This is a genomic window from Chondrinema litorale, from assembly GCF_026250525.1.
GTDB classification, from domain to species: Bacteria; Bacteroidota; Bacteroidia; order Cytophagales; family Flammeovirgaceae; genus Chondrinema; species Chondrinema litorale.
This window is the reverse complement of record NZ_CP111043.1, coordinates 2317761-2331703: the sequence shown is the minus strand read 5'-3', so window position 1 is coordinate 2331703 and position 13943 is coordinate 2317761. Positions and strand designations below refer to the sequence as shown.

Genomic DNA, 13943 nt, shown 5'->3' with positions numbered 1-13943 from the left:
TGTTTAGTCTGTTGGAGGTGTAAATTGCCAAAATGCCTGACCAGAAGAAAGTAGCGCATAACCTTTACCATTTAATGCCATACCAAATGCTATTTCGTCTAGGTATTCAAAATTATCGTCAAGTTTTTGCCAACGGTCTTCTTTTACTAAGTATTTCCAGTTTTCTGCTATACCACTGCCGTTATCTCCTCCTACAAAATAAGTTGTACTTCCAATATTAAACAAACAGGAAACTATTCTTCCATTTCCCGGAAAAGTAGACATCTGCATCCATTCATCAGAATCCGGGTTGTATCGCCAAAGGTCTTTTTTATAATCATCAGATTTACCAAAACCAATGTAAATATTATTGTTAGCTATGAATGTAATAGCATTTTCACGCTTTCTTAAATCATGAGGTAAATCTGTTTTTACTTCACTCCATTTTTCTTTTTCTAAATCATATTCGTAAATATCAGACCTATTGTCACCTAAACCATAGTATATTTTATTCTGAAAAGCTATTCCCATGGCATTCAACCTAGCTTTCCCTTTAAAGTCTTCTAATTCATCCCAGTCATCAACATCAGGATTGTACCTATAAAATTGATCTGATGCTCTCGAACTATTATATAGATATGCCCCTCCAATTAGGTAAGCTCTATTATTTAAGGTAACAGAAACCGCATTGGTAACTGGGGCACCTTCAAACTCATCTATTTGTTCCCACCTATTATTATCTACATTTATTTTCCAGAATTTAAGATTTTGATCACCATCTTGCATAGAACTAAATCCTGCATACAAATAATTACTTAGTACAAACCCAGTATAATTATTATTTGCGCTACCTGGATAGGTTTTCATTTCATCCCACCAACTCACGGGCTCAGGGTCTGGGTCAGGTTCCGGGTCTGGATCGGTTACAACATCATCTAGTTCTGAAGTAAAAGTAACTGTATTACCATAGTATATGGTGTTATCTGTAATAACATAAGCCCTTGAGAAATAAGTTTTTCCATCTTCTATGTCTTGTAGACTGCTATAGAAGGTGTCTTGTACGGCTAAACTTCCTAATCTTGTACAATTATCTACTACTTCTGGAAGTGAGTCTAAAGACCAACAATGGCCATGCTCTGAAATGCCTAAGCTACTTGCATTTACATTTCCATTATATTCCAGTTCTAATAACACATCGATGTAGTAACCCTTAATTTGAAAAGAGTTATCAACGTTTTCTACATCTCCTGTGTATACTTCTATACTTCTTACACTATCATTTTCATTACAAGCTGAAAGAAATATTAAGATCACCAGAATATTTAATAATTTCCGGATATGATTCATTTTATTTATCTTCTATGTTTAATAAATCTAATCAAAAGAATGTAAAAAGGTTTTCGATTCTCACTTGTGCAGTAAGAATTATTAATAAATTGATTTCAGATTAGATATACACAGACATAAATAAATCTGCATGAACTGATAACACCTTAAAGTATTTCCATTACAGATGATACTAACCTATAGCCAAATACAACACCTGCCGATAGGATAATTACAAGAAATGGAATTTTATAAATATTTTGGAGTTTTAATGCTTTTTGAAGATTTATTGACCTATCTGGCACAAAAGGAATTTCTTCGGTTATGTATACATAACATCCAGCTCTAGATGGGTGATCTTCAACCATGGCATTTCTATTTAAATTTCGGATTAACCAAAGTACTAGGAAATCACCACAAGCAGCTGTGGTAAAAAAAGTACCAAACAGGAATAAATAAAAACTGCCATTTATAATAGAAATCACATAAGGAATTAAGCCCAAAATTATTGCTGGCATAAGAGCTCCGATCTTATAAGCTCCAGATCTAATAGGCTCTTTACAATGAGCATATGGTGTGAGAGATTTTCTATCGAAACCATATTTTATAAAACTCAATGGCTTTCCGGAAAACAATGAAAAACAAATTCCATGAATAAACTCATGTAATACCACTCCAATTAAAAAAACGGGAATAATCAGTAATAGCAAAAGCTTAACACTCCAACCAGAAACTAACACTCCAAAACCATGAATTGAAGCAAAAATTAAAGTAAAAAAAAATAAAATATAGAAGACAATTGGGAGTGAAAATCCTCCAACTTCATCAAATGATAATGATATATCTTCTTTAATTATTTGATCTGACTGATCAGATTCTAATAGTTCCATTTTTACAAATCGTGGTATATAATTTAAAATTACCAAGAATTGATAAATAAAATGTCAGTATTAATATTTTTTAAGAAAAAACACAGTCAATTAGGCAGCAAAATAAGTCTCTAGGTCTTTTAAAGTTGATTCACTTGTTTTAATATCTTTTATTATCTGGCCTTTTTCTAATACAACAATTCTCTCGCAAACTTCAGTTACATGATTTAAATCGTGGCTAGAGATAAATAAAGTACAGCCATTTTCTTTTTGAAAATTTCTCAATTTATTTTTTAACCTAATTTGAGTTGAAGGATCTAGGTTTGCAAAAGGCTCGTCTAATATCAATATTTCTGGATTACTTAACATTGCAGCAGCAATACCTACTTTTTTCTGATTCCCTTTAGATAAATCTCTAATGTACTTATCACTTCCAAGAATTTCCCCATTAAAAATTTCTTCGAAGCCAATAAGCCTCTCTTTGGTTTCAGCTTTATTAAATCCGTTTAGGTTACCTACAAAATCAAAATATTCATCTGGAGTAAGAAAGCCTATTAAAAAACCCTCGTCTAAATACGATCCTGTAAACTCTTTCCAGAAATGATTCCCTTTAACTACTTTATCTTTCATTAAAACTTCACCACTAGATGGTCTTATTAAATCTAAAACCATTCTGAAAAGTGTAGTTTTTCCTGCTCCATTGTTACCTACTAAGCCAAAACTTTCTCCTTGTGGTATAATTAATTCAGGAATGTTTACAGCCTCAATAGTTTTATATTTTTTTGAAAGATTAGCTATTTGTATCATATAATTCTTTATTGTTCAGTTGTAATTACTCTTTTCTAAAACCTGCTGCTATTTTGTATTTCTGTTTATCAAATCTTTTGGCAATTTGCTTAATCCAAAACTTGTGGAATATAAAATTTACTAAACCCAGTACTCCGATAAAAGCATAACCTATGTTGGGAATGTCAAAATAATCAAAAGGGAAAAATAAAAGCATAGGTAAAACTAAGGCTGGAATAAGCATAATAAACTGTGATGCTCCAACTCCTTCCCAGTTTAATGTTGCTTTTTTAGATAAATCTATTCTTCGGTCATTATAGGTAGACATAAATAGAATTACAATACTATTAATGCCAATGTTAAAGAACAGCATACAGAAATTTATTAGCAGTACTTTAGAGCCAAAATATACATATGGTGTACTTAAGATAAATGCTATAACACAGGTTGGCATTAATAAATAGTATTTAGCAAGATAGTATCTGTAAGTGTCTGAATTACGAGTAAGAATACCATCAAAAAAACCACCCTCCCAACTCGGTATAAACTGCCCATAATTTAACATAAACATACCTGTAATAAAGATTCCTACAAATATGAGCATGTAGTTACCTTCCATATATATTTCTTGTGTGTAAAATATAAGACCATAAAATAAGAAAAAGGAAGAAACTGTTACTACAGACTTAGAGCGCTTATTTCTTAGTATTAATCTAAGCTCTATAAGAATAAATTGACCTATATCGCCGAATTGATCAAGAAAAGTAATGTTTGTTAAAGTTTGTTTCTGTTTTTTAGACACAACTATTTCGTCCATATAGGTATTAGACAAAATAAACCTGTAGTTGATATAATAGAGAAATAAAGCAAATAATAAGGCTGCAAGCATTACAAAAGGTCCATCAATCGCCCATTGAAAAACCCATTCAGAAAATTGCGTTAACTCTAATAGATTATAATAATCTAAAACTCCAATAAGTAAAACAGAACCAAAAAGGATTAATATCCCTAGCGGTTTTTGAATGATGTATCTTTTATAATAAGCACATAAATAACTTATTGAAATACTTATAAAAATTGTGGTTAGCAACCAAAATAGCATTCCTACAACTCCATAATCTGGCAAAATTACTTTAACACTAAATGGAACAGTAACTAGAAGTGGAAAGAAATTAAAAAAGCTAATTAAGTTTTTTGATAGTAAATAATGGATAATTTTTTTTCTATTAATTGGCAAATGCAAATAAGGTTGGATTGTCATTACAGGTAATTCCTGTAATTGCAACCTCATTATTAATTCAACAAAGAAATAGTAAATCAATGCACCATTAAATATTAAAAGAGGGTCTTGATCTGGAAAAGCTTTATAAAGTATTTTGTCAATAAAAAATCCTAGAAAAGCAAAGCTTGCCAGCATATAGAGCATAAATAAGCCGAAAACTATATTTATTACAAGGCTTCTCTGAAACATTGGAGACCTGTAAGACTCTTTCCACTGATGGAGTATTAAATGTTTTATCATTCTAAAAAATTTGCATTAACAGCCATGCTTTGTGTTTAGATCAAAGCTTAAATTTCTAAAAATAAAATTTATAATCAATTATGATTTAAAACCTTCTAACTCCGCAAGACATCCTTTTAAAGATTTTAAATGAATACCATACAACTTGTGGATGTAGAATTTAGAAAGAAAGTAGAATAGAATAAATGCTATTATATATATAAAAACGACTATTGCTATTTGTTCTCCTGTAAGCATTGATGCTTGATTTTCGGTATTCTGTTCTTCAGCTTCTGCACCTATAAAAAAACCATAGTACAAACCTGAAGTAAACATAAGAGGTGCAAGTGATACATTTATAATATTGTAAACCCTTATATAACCTTTTAATGAGGTAATTACTCCACTTAGCGAATCTCTAAGATTAGGTAAATTCATATCAAACAGATTAATTTTTCTGTAGTAATATGTTAAAAAGACCATAGATCCTAAAGAAAAAATAAGCATAACGTAACTTATCACCATCATAACAGGATCAGAATACTCAAATAACATCGTAAGGAATATAGCTGAGCAAAGAATTACCAGAGATATTTCAAAGTATAAGCTTTTCTTTATTTTGGAAACGATATCATTAGCTCTGCTTTTTAGCAAACTTTTGATCTGTACTTCCTGAACTTCTGATTTACTTACCAACTCATTGGTATAAAGATTCCAACTAGTTTTTAAATCATCTAATCTCATTATATACTGGTTTTAAAATTTTTTGAAGTTTAGCTTTAATTCTGTTGATTTTAACACCAACATTGGTGCGAGTCATGCCAGTAATTTCGGCAATTTCGTCATAACTATATTCTTCGAGATACAACATAATAACAGCCTTTTCTACTTGCGATAGCTGTTCTATAGCCTTGTACATAAAAGATATCTGTTCCTCCTGTTCCTGCTTTAACTTATTAGATACTGGAATTTGATACACTTTGTTTGAGATACTTTCTTCATCAGGCTTTCTTACTTCTTTTCGAAAGCTAGAAATCGCCGTATTGAGCGCAACACGATACATCCATGTTGTTACCTGAGACTCTCCTCTAAATGATGGGAAAGATCGCCATAATTGCACAACAATTTCTTGGAATAAGTCCTTCCGGGCTTCTTCATGTTTGCAGTACATACCACACACCTTATGAATAATTCCCTGATGACAGGTAACAAGCTCAGTAAATTTTTTTTCAAGTTTTAGAGAGTTCACAGTACCTGATTAAAAAGTTCAGAAGTAGTTTATTCCATATGTCGCAACACAATAAAGTTTATTACAAATGCATTTAAGATTTATTACTATTAACAAACTTACCTCATAGCAAAAGCCCCATTTTTTTAAATAATTAAGCTTTGCAATAGATTACTATATCAATACAAATAACAATTTACACTTATACATATAATAACCCGTTACTAACCTACAATTAACACTTTTTCAGTATGTTACGTTTTTTCGCTCTGGTGGCTACAGCTTTATTACTATTTTTTGGTAGAAATACTTTGCATGCTCAAGACATTAATAAAATAATAAAAAAGGGCATAAAAGAACTCGATAATAAACATGATATTAAAGCATACAATTATTTTTTAGAGGCTCTTTATCTTGAACCAGAAAATAAAACTGCAAAGCTGTATGCAGGTATTTGCCATTTACATTTACAATCTCCCAAAAAGGCTCTAGAATATTTACTCTCTGTAAAAGATTCTGAGGAAAGTAAACAAGTACCAGAATACACAATTTTTCTGGCAATGGCCTACCATCTAAATGAAGATTTTTCTAACGCTGAAAAAACAGTTAATGAAATACAAGACTCTGTATTCTCTGAAAAAGTAAATTTATCTCTTACAAAAAACTACATAGTAAATGCCAAATCAATATTTGGCAAAGAAAGTAAACGTACTGTACAAAATATGGGCGAAAGCATTAATACCAGTCAACACGAATATGGTATTGCCGCTTTTGCCGATCACCATACATTATTATATACCTCCAGACCTGACCTGTGGGATCAAGACACACTAAAAAGCAAAACATACAAATACGAAAATATTTTTCTAGTTGAGTTAGATAGCAATTATTACTGGGATAAACCCCACTATTTTACCAATCCAGATTTACATGGTAATGATGCCATTATTCAGGTTTTTAATAATGATCAAAACCTATTAATCTACCAAAACGGTGATTTATATATTGCTGATAGAGTTGAAGATTATTGGGGAAAAGGCAAACTAATAAGAGAAATAGCAACCCCAGGAAACGAATCTCATGGATTTATGGCAGATAATGGTAGCACATTATATTTTGCTTCTAACTTCGACTCTCACGATGGAAATTTAGATTTATATGTAACAAAACTAAATGAAGACGGAGAATGGAGTGAACCTCAACCACTTTTAGGATTAAACTCGCCTTATGATGAAGACTCTCCTTTTCTTGCAGATGACGGTTATTTGTATTTTTCATCTAAAGGGCACTCATCAATAGGTAACTTCGATATTTTTAGATCAAGATATATTGATTCGCTACAACAATGGGAAGAGCCAGAAAACTTGGGTTATCCGATTAACTCAGTTTTTGATGACATCTATTATACAAAGTATGGAAGACTTTCTTACTTTTCTTCACTAAGACCTGGAGGCAATGGTGGTATGGACTTATACCGAGTTTTACCATTTGATGCCATATTAATTGAAGGTACATTAACTGATGAAGAATCTGGAGAGTTAATCACAAACAACAAAAAAACGCTTAGGTTTAATGACGAAGTTTTTGAAGTATCTACTGATGATGAAGGCAAATATGTTTTAGAAATGCCTATAACAAGTGACACTTATTTTCATATTGAAAATATTGCGAACAGTAGCGAACAAAATATTGTGTTTCACTTTGGTGATACGACTCAACCGCAAAAGCTACTTGCAGTTCCTCTAAAACAAGATGGTAAAAATATTCCTATAGCTAAATTTGATACACATCCTGATATAATTTCTATACAAGAACAAAAAGAACTTCAAGCTAAAACTGATTCTCTTAGTACAGAAGAAAACATTCAACAAGATTCTACTATAGAAGAAAATGTTGAAGCTAAAGAGTTAATTACAAAAACGGATGATGAAAATATTATAAATGATAATAATTCAGATATAGTCGAAAACACTGTTAAATCTACCGAATCATTAAATAGTAATGAAAATACAATTGCTGAATCAGAAGAGAATATTCAGCCTAGTATAGATAATATCAGCTTAAATCAAGAAAAATCATTTGAAAATAACCCAACAATCTCTAACCTGAAAAACGGAAAATCATCGAACCTATTCTTATATTTTGACTCAAATGCTGCAATGATAAATGAAGTGTTTTATGCTGGGTTAGATGAAATTGCTGATTATTTAATTCAAGAAAAAGACTTTTTTATAGAAATTGGTGGACATACAGACAATGTAGGAAGCAGCCAATACAATAAAGAACTTTCAGAAAGAAGAGCCAAATCTATAGCCCTATACCTTATTGAAAGAGGTGTGGATAAATCTAGAATTATAGCAACTGGTTATGGAGAATCACAACCAATTGCATCTAACGACGATGAAGAAGAAGGTAGGGAACTAAACAGAAGAGTTGAGATTAAGAAAGTATCTTCTCCTCAGGTTAGCACCGTACACGAATAATTACAACACAAAATATAAGACACAGGCAAAGCTTATTGAAATAAAACCTTCAAGTAAGCCAGCTCCTATATTTTTATCTTCTGATATCTCTTTAGATAAATCAGCTTCTGGAATAATAAATTTATCAAAGAAAAATCTTACAAATACCATTAATACTATTATTAGAGCTATATCAAAAGCTAATGTAGAAAAGTGGTCTGCATAACTTTCCATATCACCTGATATAGCTTTTAAGATAATTATTCCTATTGCTACAATACCACCCGAAAAACCTAAACCAGCAGCTGTATTATCCTTCTCTATTTCATCATGTACTGAGTAAGGAGTAATTTTCTCATATATTAAGGCAAACACAATTAATACCACTTGACCTACTAAAAAGAAAATTAAAGCTGAAAGAATTCCTCCACCTTCTCCATGTATTGCTCCTGCTATTACAAGTCCAGAAGCAATATATGATGCTGCTTGCACAACTCCTGTTCCTGGATTTTTATCTTCTATAATCTCTTTAATAGTAGAGAATTTATATAGAATTAGTTTATCATTTATAATTCTCGAAATATTCAATAGTATTATTCCTCCTAAAGAATATCCGCCAACAGCTAATAAGTCTTCCAATAATCCATTTCCAGGACCATCAACTGCCCCTAAATAAATAACTGTAATACCAATAAAATAACCTACCATACTTATGGCAACAGCAAGATTGTCTTCTGAGGTAAGTTGAGCATTAATACTGAAGGGAGTAAGTAAATCTTTTAACCACTTAGATATCAAAAAAATTAGTACATACGCAATTAAAAGGCTTACAGAACTAAGTATTTCTTCAGGGATAAAGCTTAAAAATTCCATTAAATTATAGCAAATTAGATTAGACTAGCAGAGTTAAAAAAATATTTTTTATCTTGTCCTTAAGATATGTATTTCTCTAAATAAATCAAATTCTGCATTAAATGGCTTCTCAACAAAAATGGTATGATAACAAAACGTTAATGTTTTTTCTTCTTTTGTTCCTTTTTCCTATAGGCGTTATTGGTATATGGTTAAAAAAAACTACTACACAAAAAAAGATAGCCTATTCAATTGCAGGGTTTATGGGCTGGATATTTGTGTTTCCTATTACATTAGTAATAGTTGTAGTCATCCTTAGCCCATCAAAAGAGTCTGAAAATTATTATCAATTTGGAAATGAGGCCTACAATGATGGTAAATACTTAGAAGCAGTAAACTATTATAAAAATGTTGATAAAGATTATGAATTCTACGATGAAGCCATAAAAAAACAAGCAGATGCTCAAAAAAAATATGATAAAGAGCAAGCAGAAATTAATGCATATAAAAATCAAGCTTTAAAAGAAATCAAAATCAATACTGCACCAATTGTGCAAAATAATAAACCTTATTCTGTTATATTGTACGATGCCAACCTAGATGTAAAAGGTAACGATACCACATTTACTCACCAATATAAAATTCTTCTAGAAGACTCTGTTGGAACACCATACGATACATTAACTAACTGGCTGGCAGTAAGTGATACCGCATTTGATTATTATATAAATGATATAGGAATGACGCTAGCTTCTTCTACCAACGATAATACTACTAGTGAACTGAGCTCACCTCCTGGCTATCATAACTATGTGGGAAACACTAGATATGGATCATGGCAAACAAATAATACAGGAAACCCTGTATGGGAGTTTTATGGTAAGTATGCTTTTTTACGAACAATGCTTGGCTACAACAGACCAGTTTACAGAGGAGATTACGATGATTATTATTATAACTACAGAGGTCGATCGTCTTACTATGGGCAGAGCTTAGGTGCAGGTAAATATGCTTATGGAACCCGAAGTGATCATGCAACCTCCTTAAACCCCCGAAATAAATTTAAGTCTACAGTTCAGACAAGAGTTGCGAGAAGCTCTTCCAGTAAATTAACATCTATGAACTCATTTAGATCTTCTGTAAGTAATAGAGTTAGCAGGAGTTCTAGCTCAAGTTCCATATCGAGAAGTAGTAGTTCACGTACAAGTTCTTATAGAGGAGGAAGCTCTTCTAGTGGAAAGTAAAAATTAGAACTTCTATTTATAGGACTTACGCAATATTAAATTTCTCTAGCAAAAATGCTCAAGATTTGAGAGATTGTTTTTTTTAATACTAATTTATATGGATAAATCTCTGTACATATCATATCTTCTCCATACTCACGGGAATTATACCTGTACCCACATGGCAGCCCATTCTATGGATGTCAGTCATGACCAAGTCACGCGTTTTCTAGCCCATTCTAAATTTACCTCTTCCGACCTGTGGGATATTGTCAAGGGCCATCTCCAAGATAGCCCAGACTCATTTATCCTTGTCGATGACAGTGTTCAGGCAAAGAGGTATTCCCGGTATATAGAATTGGCCAAAAGGCAGTACTCAGGCAATGAGCATGGCCTAGTCAATGGGATCAATCTGGTAAACATGGTACACAGCAATGGCATTGATGGGGATTACTATCCTATCGATTACCGAATCTACCACCCAGAAACGGATAAGAAGACCAAGAATGACCATTTCCAGGAGATGTTCACCCGAATGACCATGCGTAAAGACCTGAAAGCCAAAAAGATACTTTTTGACAGCTGGTATGCTTCCATGGACAACCTTAAGCTTGTGCACAGAAGCGGCTGGACATTCTTCACTACCCTGAAGAGCAACCGCCAAGTCAGCCTATCCAGAGACACAGGGATGCAGGCTGTGGGCACAGTCGAGCTTTCCGGTAGGCAACTGCTGGAAGGCGTACAGGTCAAACTCAAAAAATACCCTTACCCCGTCAAATTATTCAAGATAGTCTCCCTAAACGGGGACATTGAATGGGTGATCACAAATGATCTATCGGACAGGATGAATGTATTTGAGGCCGAAAACGAATCCCAGATCAGATGGCAGATTGAGCAGTTCCACAGGGAATACAAACAGCTTACAGGCTCTGAGAAGTGCCAATGCCGAAAGGCAATCTCCCAGAGGAACCATCTAGCTTGCTGCTACCAGGCTTGGATAGGGCTGAAACTCCTTGCAAAACAGTTGAAAACAACACTCTATCAAATCAAAGTACTTCCGTTCAGCAACTATCTTAAACAGATTCTTGCTAATCCTATTATCATTTTTAACTTAAATGCGTAAGTCCTAATTTATTAAAGCTCTTTTATTAAGAGCTTTTTTTATGTCAAACCTTTAGGAATATAAACTGGATTGATAGTTCATATTTGAATAACATCTATCTAAACACCTAACTTTTTAACCAGATGAAATCCGCTTAATTCATTGAGAATTCTGACAAAATTATCATCATATTATGAAGTAATTAAAAACCTTAAGTTTCAAACTTCTTTAGCTTTTTATTTACTGTATTAGCTTCTTAATTCAGACCGTTTTACACTTCATATTTTCATCTATTTTTCCCTAATAATCATACCTCAAAACCCTCAAAATTTAAGAGTCAATATTAGACCAAATCTGAGATAATTCGGAGTAATAAACTATCTGAAACCTGCATTGATTTAACTGTCTTTAAAGCTCCATTTTTTCGCTAATTGTATTTGTTCAAAAACTTCTGTTTCAAACATTAATCTACAGAAAACAACAAGTATTTTTGAGTAATAATATTGTATATAGACTTTAATCTATTTAGTTCATCCTCTCCCTCATTGTACTTTTAATTCTTAGAGTAAGTATTCTAGTACATGTTTTTTACAAGTCAATTTTTACTTACATAACCATATTTTTCTGCTTTCTCAATAGATTGTTTCGTTACCAACCTTACAATTTTTACTATTCTTGAAATTTTTTACATGAAGAAAATCACTTTTTTTTTACTTTTTTTCAACTCTATTACAGATGTTACATTTTCTTCTATTCCATTTACAATAATCAAGACCCAATCGTAAACTATTCTTAATTCCCTCAAAATCGGCTTTCAAGAGGTCGATGTTCAAGTAAGTTAAAGTTTTTAAAAAGTTTGCTCTCAAAACTGATCTTCTTATCCTCAGACTCTAACTCTTTTTTTACAGAAATGACCATGTAACATTTTATAAAAAATTACAAAAAGTTTAAAAACTGTATAAAAGTTACAAGTAGTATTAGTATGTCCAAACAATTAACTACAAAGTTAACATAAGATAAATTTTATGAAAAGCATAAGCTAATTTTACAAAATATAATTGCGTCATAATCAACTAATTCAATTAAATCATGATGCAATTAAATCAAACCTCAAAACACAATTCTTATCTATTTCTTACACAACAATATGTAATAGGTGAATACGCAAGAAAGCAGATGCTTTTTGATACTTTTAAAGTATTTATAGCAATTTTCTTTGCAATGTACGCTAGTTCATTACATGCATATACAATAACAACAAAAACACACGAAGTAAAAAGTGGAGAAACATTATGGGGAATAGCAAATGCTAATAATGTTACAGTAGATGAAATCGTAAAAGCTAACTCGATTCAAAACAACCTTATAGTGCCAGGTCAAAAAATTGCTATACCAGTTAAAAACACTACCACATATACTCAACAATCTACTACTACTAATAGCAACACAGTAGTAACTCAAAACACATCAAATTTCAACAACAGAAAACACGTAGTTAGAGCTGGAGAAACACTTTACGGAATTGCTAAAAATGCTCGTGTTTCTGAACAAGATATTATTAGCGTAAATAACCTTAGAAATAGCGCTCTTTACATCGGTCAAGAATTAACTCTTCCAGAGAGTGACCAGAATTATTACAATAATTCTTTTGACAACAGAACTGAAAAATTAACAGGCTTTAGAAATGACTTTATGTCGTATGCTAAACTTCAAGAAATTAAAATTGCAAAAAACGATTTTCAAGTTTTACAATCGGGAATTAACTCATACGATTTATTTGAAAACAATAGATATATTGCCACAGTTAAAGATAATGTTCCAAGTAAATATGCAGTAAGAAAAGACGGAGTTCAGTACAACAATGGAACTAAAATAGACTATAATTACATTAAGAGATTAGGTTACGATGATGCAACTGCTCTAGCTTTAAGTTTTGTATCTTCTAATGAAGGAAGCGCAAGTGCTTTAAATTTTTACGACGGTGCTGGTTCTTTTGGATTTATACAGTTTACAATTAAATATGGATCTTTTGCAAAATTCGTTTCTCTTTTAAAAGATAATGACTATATTGCATATACAAATTACCTAGTAAAATACGGCATCGTACTTGAAAATGGTAGTTTGGTAGTTTATGCACCAGAAGGTTACAAAGGGCAAACAAAACTAACTGGTGAATTAGTAATAGACTACATTATCAAAACCAAATCCTTATACGGTCCTCTCATCAAACTCGGCGAAAGTACTAAAGCTGTACAGGTAGAGTCTGCACGCGAACAGTACATGTCACCGGCACTTAATATACAATTAAACCTTAAAGGAAATTCAGTAAGGGCTTCAGAAGTTTTCTACTCTGCCATTGGCATAGCAGCATTAACAGATTTAGCGGTAAAGCTTGGTGTTAGTGGAGCTAAAAAAGAGATAGAAACAGCACTAAACAATTATATTTCAAGAACTTCAAACTCTTATTATGCTGTAAAAAGCATAAGTAACTATCAGTTAATAAAGATAATTGCGAGTTCATCGGATAACTATTTAGTAAAAAGAAGAATGAATAAGCTTTTGTCACAATTTGGGACTCATCAACTTCTAAGCGCATAATAAAACTAACAAATAGA

The 13943-nt window shown here is 32.0% G+C and carries 11 protein-coding genes; 4 read left to right on the top strand and 7 right to left on the bottom strand.

Going from position 1 to position 13943, the window contains the following annotated elements:
• Positions 1-3: 3 nt before the first annotated feature.
• The 6 genes from OQ292_RS09580 to OQ292_RS09555 form a co-directional block, all read right to left on the bottom strand.
• Positions 4-1326 carry a Kelch repeat-containing protein gene (locus OQ292_RS09580; protein ID WP_284685838.1) on the bottom strand — a complete coding sequence of 441 codons (1323 nt, stop codon included), beginning with the start codon at positions 1324-1326 and terminating at the stop codon, positions 4-6.
• A 146-nt stretch (positions 1327-1472) separates the two neighbouring features.
• On the bottom strand, positions 1473-2195 hold the full coding sequence (locus OQ292_RS09575; RefSeq protein WP_284685837.1) for a DUF3267 domain-containing protein: 723 nt from the start codon (positions 2193-2195) through the stop codon (positions 1473-1475).
• Between the two features lie 90 nt (positions 2196-2285).
• Positions 2286-2981, bottom strand: coding sequence for an ABC transporter ATP-binding protein (locus tag OQ292_RS09570; RefSeq protein ID WP_284685836.1), 696 nt, complete (start codon positions 2979-2981; stop codon positions 2286-2288).
• Positions 2982-3006: 25 nt separating this feature from the next.
• Positions 3007-4482: a DUF5687 family protein gene (locus OQ292_RS09565; protein WP_284685835.1), complete on the bottom strand. Its 1476-nt coding sequence runs from the start codon at positions 4480-4482 to the stop codon at positions 3007-3009.
• Positions 4483-4560: 78 nt separating this feature from the next.
• The gene (locus OQ292_RS09560) at positions 4561-5205 is read right to left on the bottom strand and encodes a DUF8845 family protein (protein WP_284685834.1); all 645 of its coding nucleotides are present in this window, start codon (positions 5203-5205) and stop codon (positions 4561-4563) included.
• Positions 5192-5710, bottom strand: coding sequence for an RNA polymerase sigma factor (locus tag OQ292_RS09555; protein ID WP_284685833.1), 519 nt, complete (start codon positions 5708-5710; stop codon positions 5192-5194). The genes OQ292_RS09560 and OQ292_RS09555 overlap by 14 nt, the downstream gene beginning before the upstream one ends.
• 230 nt (positions 5711-5940) lie before the next feature.
• On the opposite strand from OQ292_RS09555, the gene OQ292_RS09550 reads away from it, so the two are divergent.
• Complete coding sequence (locus tag OQ292_RS09550; RefSeq protein ID WP_284685832.1) at positions 5941-8172, top strand: OmpA family protein; 2232 nt, start codon at positions 5941-5943, stop codon at positions 8170-8172.
• Here OQ292_RS09550 and OQ292_RS09545 read toward each other — a convergent pair whose 3' ends face one another.
• On the bottom strand, positions 8173-9024 hold the full coding sequence (locus OQ292_RS09545; RefSeq protein ID WP_284685831.1) for a DUF350 domain-containing protein: 852 nt from the start codon (positions 9022-9024) through the stop codon (positions 8173-8175).
• 101 nt (positions 9025-9125) lie between these two features.
• Here OQ292_RS09545 and OQ292_RS09540 point away from each other — a divergent pair, with 101 nt between their 5' ends.
• From OQ292_RS09540 to OQ292_RS09530, 3 genes are all read left to right on the top strand, one after another.
• A complete protein-coding gene (locus tag OQ292_RS09540) occupies positions 9126-10247 on the top strand; it encodes a hypothetical protein (protein ID WP_284685830.1) in 1122 nt (373 codons plus the stop codon).
• Positions 10248-10344: 97 nt separating this feature from the next.
• Positions 10345-11349 carry an IS701 family transposase gene (locus OQ292_RS09535; protein ID WP_284683585.1) on the top strand — a complete coding sequence of 335 codons (1005 nt, stop codon included), beginning with the start codon at positions 10345-10347 and terminating at the stop codon, positions 11347-11349.
• 1068 nt (positions 11350-12417) lie between these two features.
• Complete coding sequence (locus OQ292_RS09530; RefSeq protein ID WP_284685829.1) at positions 12418-13926, top strand: muramidase family protein; 1509 nt, start codon at positions 12418-12420, stop codon at positions 13924-13926.
• Positions 13927-13943 lie beyond the last annotated feature (17 nt).

What these genes read in the sequence shown, in the direction of transcription:
- OQ292_RS09580 (WP_284685838.1), bottom strand. Translation starts at nt 1,326, where the DNA reads ATGAATCATATCCGGAAATTATTAAATATTCTGGTGATCTTAATATTT.
- OQ292_RS09575 (WP_284685837.1), bottom strand. Translation starts at nt 2,195, where the DNA reads ATGGAACTATTAGAATCTGATCAGTCAGATCAAATAATTAAAGAAGAT.
- OQ292_RS09570 (WP_284685836.1), bottom strand. Translation starts at nt 2,981, where the DNA reads ATGATACAAATAGCTAATCTTTCAAAAAAATATAAAACTATTGAGGCT.
- OQ292_RS09565 (WP_284685835.1), bottom strand. Translation starts at nt 4,482, where the DNA reads ATGATAAAACATTTAATACTCCATCAGTGGAAAGAGTCTTACAGGTCT.
- OQ292_RS09560 (WP_284685834.1), bottom strand. Translation starts at nt 5,205, where the DNA reads ATGAGATTAGATGATTTAAAAACTAGTTGGAATCTTTATACCAATGAG.
- OQ292_RS09550 (WP_284685832.1), top strand. Translation starts at nt 5,941, where the DNA reads ATGTTACGTTTTTTCGCTCTGGTGGCTACAGCTTTATTACTATTTTTT.
- OQ292_RS09545 (WP_284685831.1), bottom strand. Translation starts at nt 9,024, where the DNA reads ATGGAATTTTTAAGCTTTATCCCTGAAGAAATACTTAGTTCTGTAAGC.
- OQ292_RS09540 (WP_284685830.1), top strand. Translation starts at nt 9,126, where the DNA reads ATGGCTTCTCAACAAAAATGGTATGATAACAAAACGTTAATGTTTTTT.
- OQ292_RS09535 (WP_284683585.1), top strand. Translation starts at nt 10,345, where the DNA reads ATGGATAAATCTCTGTACATATCATATCTTCTCCATACTCACGGGAAT.
- OQ292_RS09530 (WP_284685829.1), top strand. Translation starts at nt 12,418, where the DNA reads ATGATGCAATTAAATCAAACCTCAAAACACAATTCTTATCTATTTCTT.